Raw genomic sequence first — 18489 nt, 5'->3', positions numbered from 1 at the left:
GGTTCAACATGGTGCGTCCATCGTGCGCGTGCATGATGTTGCGGCGACGAACGATGCACTCAAGGTATGGTCTGCTGTCGACGCGGTAAAAATACCCGAGTTGCGATCGCAAGCCGTTGGAAATGCTGGACTTTGGGAGGACGATTGATGCGGTCGCCAAAATCTCGACAGGGTCTCGGAAAACGAAGTTTTTTTCGAATACGAGCACAGAGCCGCAGTTTGCGTTTTAATGTGCATCCAGATTCCCGGTTTGATCGTATTTGAATTCATTCCACCCGGAGAATGCGCCATGAAGTTTTCAACTACCTGCGCGGCAATCGCGCTGGTTCTCTTCACCGGATCCACTGCACACGCTGCAGAGTCCTGGCAACCCTACGTAAGCAACAACGGCGCGCTCGCCGGCGTCCAGCCGATCGATTCGATGATGGTTGTTGACTGCCTGCTCCCGGGACAGATGCGTCGTTCCGGGGCGATGTCGTACATGGGGCCGCGGTTGCCGGTAAAGACCACCGCCCAGCTTTGCGCCATGCGCGGCGGCGAATACACCGCTTATGACCGTGCCAGCATGAAATCCAGCCTCGCGGTATGGATGGACAAGGCCAAGGGCGGCGATGCCACGGCACAGTTCTATGTCGGCCAGATCTACGAGAAGGGCATGGATACGATGCCCGACTACGAGGAGGCAGCCAAGTGGTACCGCAAGGCGGCCGCCTCAGGATCCAATGAAGCCAAGCTTTCGCTTGCCGCGATGATGGAGAGTGGCCACGGCATGCCGGTCGATGAGGCTGGTGCGGTCAATCTCTATCGCGAGGCGATGGGTATTACCGGGAACGACCTGGTCAGCAGCAAGGAGGCGGATTCCCGTGTTGCCGAGGTCGAAAAGAAAAACGCGGCCTTGCGCCAGGAGCTCGCAGACCAGCGTTCCGCTGCAGAATCCGAAGTGACCCGGTTACAGGGTGAAGTAGCAGCGTTGAAGTCCGAGAACGCCAGCCGCAAGCGAGACTCCAGAAAAATGCTGGCATTGCAGGAAAAACTCAAGAAGGCGATGAATCAGCAAGCCGACGCGGATCGTCAATTGACCGCGTTGAGTGCCGCGCCGAAGAATGAGACACCGGGCGGGCTGGCCACACGCAGCGTGACCATTCCTGAAACGTCTGCTCCAACGGCTGCATCAGTCGCTGCAGATGGCATCAATTTCGGCAAATATCACGCGCTGATCATTGGCGTGCAGAACTACACCAGCTATGACCCACTGAAGACCCCGATCAGTGACGCCCGCGCAATCGCGGATGTGCTCAAGCAGCGCTACGGATTCCAGACCACGACCCTGCTTGATGCCGATTTCAGTTCGATCGTCGGCGGCATCGTCCAGCTATCGACCCAGATTGGCCCGAATGACAACGTCTTGATCTATTTCGCCGGGCATGGCGTGTTGAACGCTGCGCAGCGTGGTTTCTGGTTGCCATTGGACGCGCGTCAAGCGGAGCGCAGCCCGGCGCTGCCAACTGAAACCCTGGCTGAGTTCCTCGCCATGTTCAAGGCGCGCAGCATTCTCGTTATCGCCGATTCGTGTTTTGGCAGTGCCCTGTCAGGATCAGTAAGCAGTTATAACGGCGGCCCTGCCGAGTATCGCAAGGATATTCCAAGTGGCTACATGAGCCGCAAGGCGCGATATGTGCTTTCTTCCGGAGGCCTGAGCCCGGTACTCGACCAGGCCGGCGACGGCCACTCCGTTTTTGCATCTGCATTGCTCAAGGTGTTGCGTGACAATGATCGAATTCTGACTCAGACCGGTCTTGAGGAAGCATTGAAGGCACCGGTTCAGGCCAGTGCGGAGCGCATCGGGCTGGTGCAGACTCCTGATCTGAAGAAAGTGCGTGAAGCGGGTGATGCGGGAGGCGCATTTTTCCTGGTGCCGAGAGCAGCGCCCGATCAGGGCTGATGAGAATACGAAGCCGAGCGCGCCCTGATCGGCGCCGCGGCTTGTTTGACAGGACGAGGCTTGGAATGGTCTGCCACATTATTTTTCAATAGAGCGATCGTGGTGAATTTGTGGATGTTGCATCCCGCATTGAAGCTCACTTCGCAGGCAGCTGTTTCTAGATCTTATTTAAAATGAAGCGTGTAAAATAGGGGAAAAACATGACTGTCAGGACAAGGTCGATCGCGCTGCGTTCATGCGCTCTCACCTGCTCCAGGGCGTTGCTCACCGGTTTGGCCTTCACTCTGCCCATGTCGGTTTTCGCAGCAACGCCGTCCGCCTCGTCGGCAAATATTGCCGTCAAGGTTGAGGCGCCAGGTCAAGCTCTGGTCGCCGGGGCAGCTACTCAGTTTGTTGTCCGTGTCCACAACAAGGGAGGAGGCGGCGATAGCGGAAATCGCTTGTCTGTCCCTGTTCCCTCTGGCTTGAACAATCTGGCATGGACATGTTCGGCGACAGCAGGCAGTCAATGTTCAAGCAGCGCTGGCAGCGGTGCCCTGGACGCATCCTTGCAGGGACTCGGCTCGAACTCGACACTGGAGTATGTGTTCAGGGCGAATGTCAGCGATTCAGCTCCGGCGTTCGTCGAAATTTCGGCAAAAACGGATCTGGTCGGCGAAGCACGCTGCGCAAACGCGGAAACGGCGCCCTGTCGTTCGAGTCTGAGTCTGGCAACGGGTCCCGGTGTCATTCTGAATATTCGTTCGCAGGCGGCAGCGCGAAATCCGGGTGAGCAAGTCAGGTACACGATTTCAGCGCACACGGTCAGCACGCAGGCAGATAGCGGCGGAACCGTCTTGCGCAGTCCGGTGCCCAATGGGCTGGTCAACAGTAGCTGGCGCTGTCATTCAAACGTCGGCGCGTGTTCTGAAGCAACCGGACAGGGATCGATCAACCAGGTGCTGGGAAACTTCTCGCGAGGCAGCGTAAGTTTTGATGTCACCGCGACCGTGGCGGCGGATGCGCCCGCAAGTATCGTCCAGGCCGTCGTTGCCGTTCCGCCGTATGGCGGCAGTTGCGTCATCACCAGTAATGGCGCGATGAGCAACCAGTCCTCGCCATGCACAGCAAGAAGCATCCTCGCAACGTCGGCGAACCTTCTTGTCAGTCGAAGCGAAGACTATCGCGCCGATGCGACCTCGATCGCAACACGCTTTGTGCTGGATAACAGCGGCGCCTCGGCGAGTGGCAGTGTCGTGGATGCAGCGCTGGCGGCGGGCGTTTCGCGCCTGAGTTGGACCTGCGTTGGCGAAGGCGCCACATGCCCGCAAGCAAGCGGCAATGGTGCGATTCATCAAACCATCGCCTCGTGGCCGACCAACGGTCGCCTGATCTACGATCTGGTTTCCCAAGTTGCATCGTCGGCGACCAGCAAGGCGACGAATGCCTTGCTTGTGACGCCATCGCCGCGGGGCCGCTGCACGGCGGGTGGAAGCGACGGATCGTGTGCCGCGCTGTACTCGGTGACGCCTGCTCATGCGGGATTGAAGCTGAGCCAGAGCGTTGACAGCCTCGGCGCCAATGGCCCTGATGTTGTCACCTATCGAATCAACATCGGTAACGCCGCATCAGCAGCAACAGCACGAAACGTGGTTTTGCATGTGCCGTTGCCCGAAGGCATCAGCAGGTTTGAATCCTGGACTTGCAGCGCTGGCAGCGCATCGCCGACAGCGTGTCCGAAAGCCTCCGGATCAGGCGCCATTCGCGAGATGTTTGCGCAGCTTGCGCCGTCGTCAGACCTGAACTATGTGATCCAGGCGCGGGTTGGCTCGCATCCGCCCGCAACCGTCAACAGCCGGGCCACCTTGACCGCACCGGCTTCCGCCAGTCTGGGCTGTGGAATAACCGACGCAAACAGCCATGCCTGTGTTGCCAGCGCTCAGTTTTCGACGGTTCCGGTGCTGGCGCTCGATCAGTCCATGTCGGCCAGTACATTGACTCCGGGAAGCATGGTCGACTACTTCGTCGATGTCTTCAACCTGGGTGCAAAAGCCGATTTGGTTCAGGTGCGCAATTTTCTCCCGCGTGGCGTTAGCAGCATCTCCTGGGCTTGCAGCGGGCTCGGCATGGGGTGTCCTGAAGCCAGCGGTAGCGGCAACATCACATCAAAACTGAAGCAGATGCCAAGCGGGTCCGGCGTGCGTTATCACGTCACCGCTCAGGTCGACAACACGCAGCCCGAAAGTGCCAGCAGCGTTCTGACTGCAATCCCGGGGCAGAACGGTCGCTGCCACAATCAGGCGGCTGGCGTGCCCGCTAGTGCATCGTGCGTGGATCGAATCTCCAGCAGCTACGCACCAAAACTTGAGCTGACCCAATCGGCCGACGAACAGCAACTCCTGCGCGGTGGCGCGATTCACCACACGCTGACCTTGAAGAACATTGGTGGCCCGACCCTCGATACCCGTCTCGTCCTGCCATTGGCTGCCGGAATCCAGCACTCGAACTGGACCTGCTCCGGTTTTGGTGGAGCGGTTTGTCCACAAGCGTCCGGATCCGGAGCCATCGATGCAAGCATTGCCGAGCTGGCGTTCAATGCCAGCCTGCGCTACTCGATTCAATCGAGGCTGGCAAACGATGCGCCATCGGTTATCTCGACGATCGCCACGACGACCCCGGGTGCCAAGGCAAAATGTGCCGATCAGGGCTGCGCCAGCACTCTTTCATTGCCGGTGACCGATGTTCCTTCCGCCAATCTCAACGTAGTGGTCGCCGCATCGGCGAACATCGCCCATCCTGGCGCTTCGACGACCTGGAACGTCGATGTGCGCAATCTCGGGTCCGAGAGCTCCGGCCCGTTTTCCTTGTCCAATGTGATGGCTGGCTCCGGCATTTCCATCAACAACTGGACTTGCACAGGTGCCGAGTGCCCGGCCGCCGAAGGTACTGGCCCGATCAATCAGGCCATCGCCTCGCTGCCGGTTTATGAGCCGGCAAGCAGCGATGAAAAGCCTGCGGTCGGCCAAATGCATTTCGTCGTCAACGGCTCGATTGCTCAACATCCCGATTCCGGTGCCCAGTTCGTTGTGCAAGTTCAGCCTGCGCAAGGCGATACCTGTGCGCCGGTCTCGTGTCTGGCCAGTTCGATCTTGCCGAACGAGCTGTTGGGCATGTCGGAGATTACGCTTGATGTCGCGAGCAGTGAGTTCGAGATCTATCCGAACAGCACATTCACTTACACCTATACGATTACGAATACCGGAGGAGCAGATCTCCAGGGCATTCAGGTCAACACCACCAATCCGGTCGGCGTCGATTCTTCGTCATGGACCTGTTCCGGCTCGACAACGGGAGTCTGCCCGACAATTGGTTCCGGCTCTGGTGAAATCAATGAGTTTGTTCCTCTTTTGCCGGTTGGCGCAGTCGCGACATTCACCATCATGGCCAACACGGCTTCATCGATTCCTCCTGAACTGGACTTCATCGTCAGTGCCAATCCTGGTCAAGGTGTTTTGTGCAATCCCATGGACTGCACGAAAGTGCTTTATGTGTACAACGGTCTTGAAGAGCTGGATCTGTCGCTGAGCGCTGATGTTTCAACCGTCCAGCCGAATAGCACCATTACCTACACGTTCGATATCTTCAATTCAGGCGGGGATGCGCAAAACGTCCAGATTTCAGGCTTTGATTCCCCGAGCTTCACGTCGAGCTCCTGGACCTGTGCGGCGACCGGTGGAGGCGGCAAGTTCTTTTGCCCGCCCTCCGGGAGCGGGCCTTTGGACGACGCGTTCTTCTTTATACCTCCCGGAGCAGGTGCGACGTACACGATCACGGCAACCGTAGGCGCGACGCTGCCGTCGACGATCGACTACCAGGTTCAGGTGACTCCCGGTGGCCAGACTGGTGGAGGCGCTCCCGAAGGCACTTTCAATTGCGTGCCCGCGTCGTGTGGCGTATCAGTCTCATTGCCCACGGGGTCGCCGACCCTCGAATTGGCCCTGGATTTCAACCCAGACGGAACCGGCTCGGGAAGCTTCGCCTATACGATCAACAATTCTGGGCCAACAGATGTTTATAACGTTGAAGTTTATGGCATCGATGCTCCGGATTTTGCCTCATCCTCGTGGACCTGTATGGCAACCAATACCTTTTGCAGCCCGTCAGGAACCGGCGAACTGGTTGACTACATCGAGGTGTTTCCAGCCAATGCCTCGGTAACCTATACGATTACCCCGGAGTTTGGCCAAACCTTGCCGCCAACGGCTGATTACACGGCGGGCGTCACGGTGGATCCCCAAGAGCCGCAGTTCGCTTGCATACCAGCAGAGTGCTTTGTCAGCGTATCGGCACCGTTGGGCTCACAAGGCCCAGCCACGCTGAGCATCACGAAGACGGCCGACCGGAATTCGCTCACGCCTGGCGGAAACGTGCGCTACACGGTCAGGTTGGCCAATACCGGCGATGTCTCCGCCAGCTCAATTCAGTTCTACGATCCGATCTTGAGTGGACTGACATCATTCAACTGGACCTGCAGCGCCAGCGGCGACGCCTACTGCGAGCAGTCATCAGGATCGGGTGCTCTGAACGAAATGATCGAGTTCCTGCCACCGGGGTCGGCACTGACCTACACGGTCGACGCCTCCGTTTCGTCGACGGCGACCGGTACTGTCTTCAATCGAGCCCAGTTGTTTGGTGAGGACATCCAGTGCAATCCTTCCAGTTGCCAGGCAGTGTCCAGCCTCCCGGTTACGCCATTGGCGGATGTCGTGGTGAGCAAGTCGGCAACGCCAGCAGCCGGATCAACCGTGGGCCCGGGTGAGCCGATTTCGTGGACGCTTTCGGTGCTGAACTCAGGCGGTCCAACGACCGCGACTCTGGCACTTCGTGACGTGTTGCCTGGCTCAGTTTCGAACATCAGTGTCGTGCCGAGCGCAGATGTCAGTTGCGACAATCTCGCGCCCGATCCCGGCAGCAATCTGACTTGCACGATTGGCGCCGGTTTCACCGGACAAACCAGCGTGACGATTTCAGCAACGGTCGCTTCAGATGCAACCAACGCCGTGGTCAATTCGGTTAGTGCCACCGGAATCAGCAACATCAGCTGCCAAAGCTGCAGTGTCAGCAATCCGGTCGGTCAAGCGATAGACCTTGCCTTGATGAATCCGCGCCCCTTCAGTGCGGGTGGAGTCGCCGGGACCTTGATTGATGTGGTCAACCTCTCGCCGACACCCTCGTCAATGTCTCAGGTGTCGGTGTCTCCGGCATCGTCGTTGTTCCTGCTGGCGCCTTACGCGTCGGCCTGCACGACGACAACCGACGATCAAGGAAACACAAGCGTCATCTGCCCCAGTCCGCCTGAATCGCAGGGTATCCAGTGCTCTGGAGCCACTTGTACTCTGGGGCAGCTTTCCCAGGGCGGTGCATTGACCGTGTTTGTCGCCTTGAACGGATCTTCGGCCGCTACCATGCAGCTCAGTGCCTCGGGGGATTCGGATACTTCCAATAATTCCATTGAATTGTCGGCTGGGGGAACGCCATGATTTTTCGCAAGCACCTGCCGCGAACAGGCACCTTCAGCACGCTGCTTGTTACCGCGTTCATGCTCGTACCGACTCTGTCCTGGGCCAACCAGCAGTTGGTTGTCGTGCGCAAGAACGGACAGACGACCAGCCATGTGGCCAAGGCCGGAAGTGTTGGCCTTGGTGCCAATTCCTGCATGGATGAAAACGTCGCTTTCGCCTTTACCGTTGAGCCACGCAATGGCGTGACCAGTATCGAACTGCAGCGCGGCACCGATACGTCTGCTGATGTCGTCCTCAATGTCACATTGACCTGTTCGAGACTGCAGGGAACGGCTTTGGTGCCTTTCGATGCCGCCGGCGGGACGGCTGTTCGCGGCAGCGACTATCTTTCAACACCGGGCATGGCGTTGCTTAATCTTGTGGATGGTGCGGCCGGCGGTTCAGCCGCTCCTGTACCTGCCACGGTCCGGATTGAACTGCTGGATGGAGGGCAAACCAGCCAGAATCAGACACTCAATGTCGTAAGAACCGAGGGTTCATTCCAGGCGATCCAGCTGGACGGATCGCCGATTGTCGGTACGATCCCGGGTAGTAATGCACCTCTGGTCGCAGTGTCTATTCTTGGTCAGGCCTTGATCCGAGACGGTGCGGAGATCATTCCGGGTATCGATCCGGCCGCCAACAAGGTGAGTGTGGCGACAACGGAATTCTGCGGTGCCGAGGGTGGTGGTTCGGGTAGTCCGGGTTGTCTGGCGACGCAGAACGTGACAAATCTGATCGTCAATCCCGATACGCCGGCGGATGTCCGGCAAAACGCCAATGTCGTGTTGGAAAACAATCTTCTGGCAATTGCTCCGGACGAAACCACCGCAATTGCCTTCGTCGCGCCGCTTCTCGCTACCGGGCAGTTCGATAATCTTTCCGGCCGCCTCGCTGAGCTCAGGGCGGGTGACACGGGTGGCAAGGTGAGTGCCGGGGGCCTGACCTTCATCAGCAATGGAAGTCCGCTCTCGCTGGCCAGTCTGGGGCCGTTGTTGAGTGTCGACGACGATGAGTCTGCGCGAAACGAAGAAAAACGGACCCTGCTTGGCGGAACACGCCTGGGACTGTGGGTAAGCGGTACCGTTGGCGGTGGTGATGCTGATCGTCGCGAATCCAACACAGGGTTCAAGTCGGATACATGGGATCTGACCAGCGGCGTGGACTACCGATTCAGTGATCGGTTCTTCGCCGGTGCTGCGCTGGGCTATTCACAATTCAGCGCCGATTATTCGCTGGATCAGGGCTCACTGGATGCAAATTCAAGATCACTCCATATCTACTCCGGATACTCGATTCCAAACGGTTTCAGTCTCGATGCCTCAGTGAGCTACATGAGTAGTGACTACACCCAGAAGCGCGTGATCGAACTGTATGAATTGAACGATGCGGGCGATGCCTATTCATCACTCGGACGCGATATCGCAGTTGGCAAGCAGGGCGTGAATCAGCTCGGGGCCAATTTTGGTGTGACGTACACGATCATGCGCGGAACCTGGACCATTGCGCCGCAAGCCCAGCTATCTGTCTTGCGCACCGACTATGATTCATTCACTGAAACAGGCCCCTCGGAATTCAACCTGAGTTATTCAGACAGGAAGGCGAATAGCACCTCGTTTTCGGTCGGCAGCTATTTCGATCGCACCTTTGCGACGTCGGTGGGTGCTTTCCGGCCCTATTTGCGAGCCTATTTTTTCGCCGATAGTGGCTCATCAAAGGATTTGCTGGCGAGTTTCGCCCGGAACAATATTGATGGCACCCAAACGCCGCTTTCCCTGTCAATGGAAGAGCCGGATCGCCGTTACGGCACGGCGGAATTGGGGTTGAGTTTCAGTAGACCGATTGGTACGCGTACCGTTGATTTCAACACGGGCTTCATGAAGACCTTCAGTTTCCAGGATGTCGATCGCTGGGCACTGCGTTTCGACGTCAGATTCCCCCTTTGAATTTTCTAGAATGGCTAGCGCTGACCGATGAGTAATGACAAGAAGGATGGCCAGGCATCGCCAGGTTCAGACAAAACAGTCGACAATCCATCGGAGGACCAGCCGACCCGACTGATGCCGGACCGCGCAAATCATGCAGGCAATTCGCCAGATGAGGGCGTCGAAGCGCCAACACGGATCATCGAACGTGACGCGAGTGCCACGGTGGTTGTCGCCCGTCTTGCCGCTGAAGAAGACGATGCAAACGCGGGTGCAACGCGGATACTGAAACCGGCGCAAGACAAGTCTGCGCAACCGGCGGCCTCCGAAATGCCGCAAACCAGCGTTTCGATGCCGCATGCGCCGCTGCCGGCAGCGCCGCTGGAAACGTCAGTTTCGGCACCGGCTCCACGCATTATTCAGGTTCCTGCGCCGGCGACCGGCGCCTCAGCTTCACCTTCCGCAGCCCGCACGGCAGGAAGTGCGGCTGATCGTGATGAACTTCCGAATACCGGCGATTTCATCCGGGATCGTTTCGAGCTGATCGAGGAACTCGGTCGCGGCGGTATGGGTGCAGTCTTCCGTGCGCGCGACTTGCGCAAGATGGAAGCCCTGGATCCCGATCCTTTTGTCGCCATCAAGTTCATTACCGGCAGTTTGATCGGCTTTGAGAAGGCCTTTGTTGCCCTGCAGCGCGAAGCGAAAAACGCGCAATCCCTGAATCATCCGAATATCGTCAAGGTGTTTGATTTTGATCGGGATGATGGTCTGGTCTATCTGACCATGGAGGTTGTCGAAGGCGTTGCCCTGCACGCGCGAATGCGCGCTTCCAATGCCAATCCGCTGACCCCGCCCGAGCGCGCCCACCTGACCACCGGCATGCTTGCGGGCATGAGCTACGCGCATTCGCGCGATCTGTCACATGCCGACCTGAAGCCATCGAACATGATGGTTGATAGCGAAGGCAATCTGAAAATCCTCGATTTCGGTATCGCCAGACGACGTGAGTACGATACCGTTTTCGACGCCGATGACCTGTTTGCACTGACCATCGACTACGCCAGCCTGGAGATGCTCAATCGGCAACGGCCAACGCCGTCCGATGACGTCTACGCGCTGGGTTGCATCATCTACGCGATGCACGCAGGCGCTCATCCTTTCAACCATGTCCGCGCGGATCTGGCTTTCCAGGAAAAGATGCGGCCATCACGGCCGAAGTCGCTGACTCGGGTCGAATGGCAAGCCTTGCGCAAGGCACTGGAATTCAAGCGTGAACAACGATTTGCCGATGCAGCCCAGTTCAAGCGCGCATTTGAAGCGCCAGACTGGCGCAAGATCGGCAGTATCGCGGCTGCCGTGCTCAGTGTTGTGCTTCTGATTGGGTGGGTTGCCGCAGACCCGATTCAAAGCTGGTTAACGGTGTCGAGACTCAAGCCCGCGCAAGCTGCTGCTCTGCAAACCAATCTCAAGGATGGTGCGGAATACCTCGCCGGGGGCTACGCGGAGGATGCGGTCTATGCCTACGCTGACGTGCTCAAGCTCGATTCGCATAACGGCGCGGCGCGCTCAGGCCTGAAAACGGCAGTCGCTGAGTTGAAAGAACGAATGCAGCCAAACGAGTACCGCAGCTATCTGATTGCCCAGCAGCAGGAGAAAACCAATCCCGCCTGGTTGAAAGAGTGGGCGAGCAAGGAATTGGCCCAGTTGCCAGAACCCTGAGTGCGCTCAAAGAGCGCTTTTGGCATCTTGCCAGCGTGATCGCGCCGACATCATGCATTGACGTACACCGGCGGCGACATTACCATTCCGCGCCTTCCCGGTAGTCGTCGCCGAATCGGGTACACTCGAAAGTAGAAATCGGCGGGGTATAGCGCAGTCTGGTAGCGCGCCTGCTTTGGGAGCAGGATGTCGGGGGTTCGAATCCCTCTACCCCGACCATTCCGGTTCTGCGACTGAAATATTCAGGTGTCGCGTTTGAAGGATTGTGACGTCGGCAATCGGATTGGATGGTTTCTCAGCTGCTGACGATGCGCCCGTAGCTCAACCGGATAGAGCATCGGCCTTCTAAGCCGAGGGTTGCAGGTTCGATTCCTGTCGGGCGTGCCACAGTGAGGAGTTCCGCTGCATGCGTTGCGGATCGAATCAGGCGGCAGCCAGTGTCAGGAAGTTTCACAGCGTTTCAATGGTGGGCGTAGCTCAGTTGGTTAGAGTCCCGGATTGTGATTCCGGATGTCGGGGGTTCGAGTCCCCTCGCTCACCCCAAATTTTCGTGATCTGACGGTTCTCCATCTGATCGCACTTTGATAAACTTGTTTGTCTGTTCGGGTCGTTAGCTCAGTTGGTAGAGCAGTTGACTCTTAATCAATAGGTCGAAGGTTCGAATCCTTCACGACCCACCAAACAGACTCCGGTCGCATGCATTGCGGCCGCCGAGATACGTCATCGAGAGCATCAATGGCGTTGTCCAGGTCCCACGCGTTGCGAATGTGGCGGAATTGGTAGACGCGCTGGATTTAGGTTCCAGTGGGGCAACCCGTGAGAGTTCGAGTCTCTCCTTTCGCACCAAACCGAAAGAGCCCTGTGCGGATGCTTTAGCGGCAACGCAGAAGAGCGGACAGCTTTTTGCGGTTCAGAGAGCAATACTAGAGCCCTGTGCAGATGCTTTGGCGGCAACGCAGATGAGCTGGTTGGCAAGGCGAGCTTTCTTTGCATTTCAGCGCCGTTTCGAGCCGGAGCCCGACAGTATCGTGGCGCCAAAGGCGGACACCGACCCGATTGAACGCAATAATTCGCCTATATCCCCCTGCGAATCCTCGCCACAATGCTTTATCATAGTCGGCTAGCCACGCCCGGCCCAGAGTCGGGAATAGTCGTTTCAAGGAGCATTCATGCAAGTTTCGGTTGAGAACGTCGGCAATCTCGGACGCAAATTGACTGTGCGCATTCCTGCCGCACGTCTCGAAGATACGGTCCGCAATCGGGTTCAGGAAATGGGTCGCAATGCGCGCCTCAAGGGTTTCCGGCCTGGCAAGGTGCCAACCAAGGTGATCGAGCAGCGCTTCGGTGCGCAGATTCGTGGCGAGGCGCTGTCCGAGTTGATTGGATCCTCGTTCCAGGAAGCGGTCAGCAATGAGAAATTGCGACCGGCCATGCAGCCCTCGATTTCAACCAGCGGCAAGCCTGACAATGGTGAAATCGAGTACACCGCGTCGTTCGAGGTCATGCCTGAAATCGGCGCGATCGATGTCAGCGGGCTTGAGATCGTCAAGCAGGTGTCGAGTGTCGAGGACGCTGATATCGATACCATGATCCAGACTTTGCGCGTACAGCGTCAAACCTGGAATCCGATCGATCGGCCGGCTCAGGCTGGCGATATGGTCCTGTTCGAATTTGCCGCGCAGGCGTCGGATTTCCGTTATCCCGAAACCGGGACAGATCGCGTCGGTACCATCGTCGGTTCCGATGCCTTGTTCAAAGGACTTGAGGATGAACTGCTCGGCCATGTCGTCGATGACGAGTTTGAAAAGGATCTCGATTTCCCGTCGGATTTCCGCATCGAAGGCCTGGCAGGCAAGTCAGCTCATGCAAGCTTCAAGATTGTCCGTGTCCAGGAGCCCAAGCTGCCGGAGCTGGATGATGCATTCCTGTCGACGTTTGGTGTCTTCGAAGGCGGACTTGAAAAATTCCGCGAGGATGTGCGTTCCAATCTCGAGCGCGAGCTTGAAGCTGCGCTGGCATCGCGACTGAAGGCATCGGCCGTTGAAAAGCTGATTGATGCCCATGCCGATCTCGAATTGCCAAACGGCCTGATCGAGAGTGAAGCGCGTGAACTGGCCAAGCAGTCGGCTGGTGGCAAACAGGAAAACGTTGCCCATGAGCCGTTCATGGCCTCGGCTCGTCGTCGCGTCGCCGGCGGTATCCTGCTGGCCGAGATCGCACGTCAGAACGAGATTCGCGTCGATATGCGCCGCGTGTCTGCTTCTCTCAGTGCCATTGCATCGACTTATGAAGAGCCCGAGCAGGTAGTTGAACTTTACTCAAAGGATGCCCAACTGATGAGTGGCCTGCAGAGCCGCGTCCTTGAGGATCAGGTTATTGACTGGATCGCGGAGAAAGCAATGGTCAGCGAGCACAAGCTCACGTTCAGCGAAATCATGCGTCCGGGTGCCTGAGCACCGGGACCAACGGAGATCCAGCATGTCCAGTCAATCACCGATTCAGGCTCTCAATCTCGTGCCGATGGTCGTCGAGCAGACCTCGCGCGGCGAGCGCGCTTACGATATCTACTCGCGACTGCTCAAGGAGCGGGTGATTTTTCTGGTCGGTCCGATCGACGACTACGTGGCCAACGTGGTGGTAGCCCAGTTGCTGTTTCTTGAATCGGAGAATCCGGACAAGGACATCAATCTCTATATCAACAGCCCGGGTGGCTCGGTGACTGCGGGCCTGGCGATCTACGACACCATGCGTTTCCTCAAACCCGACGTCAGCACCATGGTTATCGGTCAGGCGGCCAGCATGGGTGCATTTCTGCTCGCCGCAGGTCAGAAGGGCAAGCGATATGGCCTGCCAAATTCACGCGTGATGATCCACCAGCCGTCGGGTGGCGCTCAGGGACAGGCTACGGATATCGAGATTCAGGCCAAGGAGATTCTCTATCTGCGTCGCCGCCTGAATGAAGAGTTGGCGGAGAATACCGGGCAGACCATCGAGCGCATCGAGCGTGACGTCGAGCGTGATTTGTTCTTTAACGCCCAGGATGCGAAGTCCTACGGTTTGATCGATGCGGTACTTGAGCGTCGACCGACCGAGACCGTGCATTCCGTTTGAACATCCGACTGCGGGCGAGATTACCGGTGAATTCCGCTGTGGCCAGTTTGGCCGGATACGGGAAATTGCTGTGCTATGCTCGCCCGGCATCAAGTGAAATAACCCGAGGCGTGGCATGACTGAAGAGCGACAAGGCCGATCGGGCGACGGCGGAAAGATCCTCTATTGCTCTTTCTGTGGCAAAAGCCAGCACGAAGTTCGCAAGCTGATTGCGGGCCCTTCCGTATTCATCTGCGATGAATGTGTTGAGTTGTGCAATGACATCATTCGTGAGGAACTTGAGGAAAAAGCGGCTTCCGCGCGCAGTCACCTGCCCAAGCCGAAGGAAATCCTTGATGTTCTCGATCAGTACGTAATCGGTCAATCGCGTGCCAAGAAGGTGCTCGCGGTTGCCGTCTACAACCATTACAAACGCCTTGAATCACGCAGTCGCAACGACGAGGTCGAACTGGCCAAATCGAATATCCTGCTGGTTGGGCCGACCGGTTCGGGCAAGACCCTGCTTGCGGAAACGTTGGCGCGCTTGCTCAACGTGCCGTTCACGATCGCCGATGCGACCACGCTGACCGAAGCGGGCTATGTCGGCGAAGATGTCGAAAACATCATCCAGAAGCTTCTGCAGAAATGCGACTACGATGTCGAAAAGGCGCAGAGCGGCATCGTCTACATCGATGAGATCGACAAGATTTCTCGCAAGAGTGAAAATCCGTCGATCACTCGGGACGTTTCCGGTGAGGGAGTGCAACAAGCACTGCTGAAATTGATCGAAGGTACGGTGGCTTCCGTACCGCCGCAAGGTGGACGCAAACACCCGCAGCAGGAATTCCTCCAGGTCGATACCAAGAATGTGCTGTTCATCGTCGGTGGAGCATTTTCCGGCCTTGAGAAGATCATCCAGCAACGCTCGGAAAACGCGGGAATCGGCTTCAATGCCGAGATTCGTACCAGCGCTGACAAGGTCGATACCGGAAAGCTGTTGGGTCAGGTGCAGCCAGGTGATTTGATCAAGTTCGGCTTGATTCCGGAGTTCGTTGGCCGCCTGCCGGTGGTGGCGACACTTGAGGAGCTCGATGAAGAGGCTCTGATCAAGATTCTGAGCGAGCCGAAGAACGCCATCGCCAAGCAGTTCAAGCGATTGTTCGAGATGGAAGATGTCGAGCTCGAATTCCGTCCCGATGCGCTGGCAGCCGTGGCCAGAAAAGCACTGGAGCGCAAGACCGGAGCGCGAGGTTTGCGCACCATTATTGAGCAGGTCCTGCTTGACACGATGTTTGACCTTCCCTCGTTGGAGCACGTCAGCAAGGTTGTTGTCGATGAGGCGGTGATCAACGGTCAGGCCGAGCCCTATCTGATTTATCAAGGCAACATGCAGGCGCGGGCCGCTGTTGCGGAGTAGTAACGGCAGGTTGCCGTCCGCTTGTATTGCGGTGCAATGACCGCATGTAAGGCAGCGTTGATCAAGTGGCGCAATCGTCACGACACCTGTCTGCGTGCAGATCCCGGCGCGTTGGCGCAGATGCACTGGCCGTACTTCAAGCCAGCGCGACTAAAAGATGTGCGAAAACAGGTATTGCCTAACCGATTGTTTTGATTGAAACAGGTGGCATCCAGAAGGTCCGCCAGCCGCACCACGCGTCTCGTCAAGGCACCCAGCCTTCACTTCGCCACACAGCACGACCGGCGAACCTTCTGAATGCCATGACGGCTGTGCCACTTGATCAGCGTTGCCTTAAACTTGCGGCAGCGTGAATTCACGCTGCCGTTTGACTTTCACCGACGCCGAAAGCGCAGGATTCAAAGTAATGGAAAAGACCAGCAAGGCCAGTTCATCTGTATCCGACGACGTGATCGAGTTGCCGATCCTGCCGCTGCGCGATGTCGTGGTCTATCCGCACATGGTTATCCCGCTATTTGTTGGCCGCGAGAAATCCGTGAAAGCGCTGGATGCGGCGATGGAAGGCGACAAGCAGATTCTCCTCCTCGCCCAGCGCAGCCCTGATGTCGATGAGCCGGAGGCCGGTGATCTCTATCCGATCGGAACGATCGCTTCCATCCTGCAGTTGCTCAAGTTGCCCGATGGAACCATCAAGGTTCTGGTTGAAGGAACGTCGCGCGCGGAAATCGTCGGCTTTTCAGAGCGCAATTCGTTGCTGACGGGTCGTGCTCGCGCTCTTGATGCCGCCTATACGCGCAACCCCCGCGAAGTGGATGTCATTTCCCGTTCGTTGGTGTCGCTCTTCGAGCAGCTCGTGAAGCTGTCACGCAAGATTCCGCCCGAGCTCATGACCACTCTTGCCGGGCTCGAAGATCCGTCGCGACTGGCCGACACCATCGCTGCACATCTTTCGGTGCGTCTGCAGGACAAGCAGCAGGTTCTTGAAACGGCTGATGTCGCTGATCGCCTGGAGCAGTTGATCAGTCTCGTCGATGGCGAGATCGACGTTCAGCAGATCGAAAAGCGCATTCGTGGCCGGGTCAAGTCGCAGATGGAAAAGAGCCAGCGCGAGTACTACCTCAACGAACAAATGAAGGCGATCCAGAAAGAGCTTGGCGACTCTGAGGATGCACCGAACGAGTTGGAGGAACTGGCACGCAAGATTGAAGCGGCAGGCATGCCGAAAGCGACGCTGACCAAGGCACGTGCCGAGCTTGGCAAGCTCAAGCAAATGTCACCAATGTCGGCGGAAGCGACCGTGGTGCGCAATTACATCGACTGGATGGTCAGTGCGCCGTGGAAAAAGCGGACCAAGGTTCGCAGAGACCTGCATGTCGCGGAAGAAGTGCTGGATGCTGACCATTTCGGCCTTGAGAAGGTCAAGGATCGCATCCTTGAGTATCTGGCCGTGCAGCAGCGTGTGCGCACAATGAAGGGCCCGATTCTCTGTCTGGTCGGTCCGCCGGGTGTCGGCAAGACCTCACTGGGCCAGTCGATCGCCAAGGCAACCAATCGAAAATTCGTACGCATGTCGCTCGGCGGCGTGCGTGATGAAGCCGAGATTCGTGGTCATCGGCGAACCTATATCGGTTCGATGCCGGGACGCATAATCCAGAACATGTCCAAGGCCGGGACACGCAATCCGCTCTTCGTTCTCGATGAAATCGACAAGATGTCGATGGACTTTCGTGGCGACCCTGCTTCGGCGTTGCTGGAAGTTCTTGATCCCGAGCAGAACAACGCCTTCAGCGATCACTACCTGGAGGTCGATTTCGATCTCAGTGAGGTCATGTGGATCGCCACGGCCAATTCGCTGAATATTCCAGGCCCGCTGCTCGACCGCATGGAAGTCATTCGCATTCCAGGCTATACCGAGGATGAGAAGGTCAACATTGCCGAGCGCTATCTGGTTCCGAAACAGCTCAAGGCAAACGGTCTCAAGGCGAGTGAATTGTCGGTCAGCGAAGACGCTATCCGCGACGTTATTCGCTACTACTCACGTGAATCCGGTGTCAGAAGCCTCGAGCGGGAGATCTCCAAGATCTGCCGCAAGGTTGTCAAGGAGTTGAGTCTTGCAACCCAGTCGAAGGCGCCAAAGAAGACGGCAACGACCAAGTCTGCGGGCAAGAAAAAGCCCGCGACGGGAAAGCCCAAGAGCATGAGCGTGACCGCAAAGAACCTCGATCAATACCTCGGTGTGCGCAAATTCGATTTCGGTCGAGCTGAATTGCAGAACGAGATTGGTCTGGTGACTGGATTGGCCTGGACCGAAGTCGGCGGCGATCTGCTCAGTATTGAAGCGACCACGATGCCAGGTAAAGGCAAGCTTCAGCACACCGGCCAGCTTGGCGATGTCATGCAGGAGTCGATTCAAGCCGCGCTCAGTGTCGTCCGCGCACGCGTCGATCTACTTGGTGTCGACCCCGAATTCCACCAGAAACTCGATGTGCACATCCACGTTCCGGAGGGTGCCACACCCAAGGACGGGCCGAGTGCAGGCGTTGCCATGTGCACTGCTCTGGTCTCGGCGTTGACCCGGATACCCGTGCGGTCTGATGTCGCGATGACCGGTGAAATCACCTTGCGTGGGCGAGTTCTGCCGATAGGCGGCCTCAAGGAAAAGTTGCTGGCTGCGCATCGTGGTGGTGTCGGCACCGTGATCATCCCGGAGGAAAATCGCAAGGATCTTGCGGACATACCGGAGAATGTTACCGGATCACTGGAGATACGGCCGGTGAAATGGATTGACGAAGTCCTCGACATTGCGCTTGAACATCCGCTCACGCCAGTCAATCGCGCAACGCCTTCGGATGCGTC

At 57.5% G+C, this 18489-nt stretch carries 9 protein-coding genes, 5 tRNA genes and 1 pseudogene; 14 read left to right on the top strand and 1 reads right to left on the bottom strand.

From position 1 onward, the window contains the following. A pseudogene (locus VFN25_RS12135) lies at nt 1–148 on the top strand (dihydropteroate synthase); the annotation flags it as partial. A 141-nt stretch (nt 149–289) separates the two neighbouring features. Then, complete coding sequence (locus tag VFN25_RS12130; RefSeq protein ID WP_325142247.1) at nt 290–1942, top strand: caspase family protein; 1653 nt, start codon at nt 290–292, stop codon at nt 1940–1942. 157 nt (nt 1943–2099) lie between these two features. Here the strand turns inward: VFN25_RS12130 and VFN25_RS12125 are convergent, their stop codons facing one another. Beyond that, nucleotides 2100–2285 carry a hypothetical protein gene (locus VFN25_RS12125; RefSeq protein WP_325142245.1) on the bottom strand — a complete coding sequence of 62 codons (186 nt, stop codon included), beginning with the start codon at nt 2283–2285 and terminating at the stop codon, nt 2100–2102. A gap of 97 nt (nt 2286–2382) precedes the next feature. Between VFN25_RS12125 and VFN25_RS12120 the strand changes: the two genes are divergently transcribed. The 12 genes from VFN25_RS12120 to lon form a co-directional block, all read left to right on the top strand. Further along, nucleotides 2383–7461, top strand: a complete 5079-nt coding sequence (locus VFN25_RS12120) for a hypothetical protein (RefSeq protein WP_325142243.1) — start codon at nt 2383–2385, stop codon at nt 7459–7461. Next, nucleotides 7458–9428, top strand: coding sequence for an autotransporter outer membrane beta-barrel domain-containing protein (locus VFN25_RS12115; protein WP_325142242.1), 1971 nt, complete (start codon nt 7458–7460; stop codon nt 9426–9428). Before VFN25_RS12120 ends, VFN25_RS12115 begins: the two co-directional genes overlap by 4 nt. Nucleotides 9429–9455: 27 nt before the next feature. Continuing rightward, nucleotides 9456–11126, top strand: coding sequence for a serine/threonine-protein kinase (locus VFN25_RS12110; protein WP_325142240.1), 1671 nt, complete (start codon nt 9456–9458; stop codon nt 11124–11126). A 142-nt stretch (nt 11127–11268) separates the two neighbouring features. Further along, nucleotides 11269–11345: transfer RNA gene (locus VFN25_RS12105), tRNA-Pro, on the top strand. A 91-nt stretch (nt 11346–11436) separates the two neighbouring features. Then, nucleotides 11437–11513 (top strand) — tRNA-Arg (locus tag VFN25_RS12100). A 79-nt stretch (nt 11514–11592) separates the two neighbouring features. Beyond that, nucleotides 11593–11669 (top strand) — tRNA-His (locus tag VFN25_RS12095). 61 nt (nt 11670–11730) lie between these two features. After that, nucleotides 11731–11806: transfer RNA gene (locus VFN25_RS12090), tRNA-Lys, on the top strand. Between the two features lie 81 nt (nt 11807–11887). After that, nucleotides 11888–11972 (top strand) — tRNA-Leu (locus VFN25_RS12085). Between the two features lie 323 nt (nt 11973–12295). Continuing rightward, entirely contained in the window at nt 12296–13579 is a 1284-nt protein-coding gene (gene tig / locus VFN25_RS12080; RefSeq protein WP_325142238.1) for a trigger factor, read from the top strand. A gap of 25 nt (nt 13580–13604) precedes the next feature. After that, entirely contained in the window at nt 13605–14237 is a 633-nt protein-coding gene (gene clpP / locus VFN25_RS12075; protein ID WP_325142236.1) for an ATP-dependent Clp endopeptidase proteolytic subunit ClpP, read from the top strand. A 115-nt stretch (nt 14238–14352) separates the two neighbouring features. Continuing rightward, nucleotides 14353–15633 (top strand): ATP-dependent Clp protease ATP-binding subunit ClpX, encoded by a 1281-nt coding sequence (gene clpX, locus VFN25_RS12070; protein ID WP_325142234.1) that lies wholly within the window; start codon nt 14353–14355, stop codon nt 15631–15633. Between the two features lie 406 nt (nt 15634–16039). Further along, a partial coding sequence (gene lon, locus VFN25_RS12065; RefSeq protein ID WP_325142232.1) for an endopeptidase La occupies nt 16040–18489 on the top strand: 2450 nt, incomplete at its 3' end.

The sequence above is a fragment of the Dokdonella sp. genome, assembly GCF_035703485.1.
GTDB lineage: Bacteria > Pseudomonadota > Gammaproteobacteria > Xanthomonadales > Rhodanobacteraceae > Dokdonella.
Note: the sequence above shows the minus strand (reverse complement) of the source record. Positions and strands in the feature narration are given on the sequence as shown.

Excerpts from the sequence above, each read along its gene's own strand:
- VFN25_RS12130 (WP_325142247.1), top strand. The coding sequence starts at position 290 with ATGAAGTTTTCAACTACCTGCGCGGCAATCGCGCTGGTTCTCTTCACC.
- VFN25_RS12115 (WP_325142242.1), top strand. The coding sequence starts at position 7,458 with ATGATTTTTCGCAAGCACCTGCCGCGAACAGGCACCTTCAGCACGCTG.
- VFN25_RS12110 (WP_325142240.1), top strand. The coding sequence starts at position 9,456 with ATGAGTAATGACAAGAAGGATGGCCAGGCATCGCCAGGTTCAGACAAA.
- tig (WP_325142238.1), top strand. The coding sequence starts at position 12,296 with ATGCAAGTTTCGGTTGAGAACGTCGGCAATCTCGGACGCAAATTGACT.
- clpP (WP_325142236.1), top strand. The coding sequence starts at position 13,605 with ATGTCCAGTCAATCACCGATTCAGGCTCTCAATCTCGTGCCGATGGTC.
- clpX (WP_325142234.1), top strand. The coding sequence starts at position 14,353 with ATGACTGAAGAGCGACAAGGCCGATCGGGCGACGGCGGAAAGATCCTC.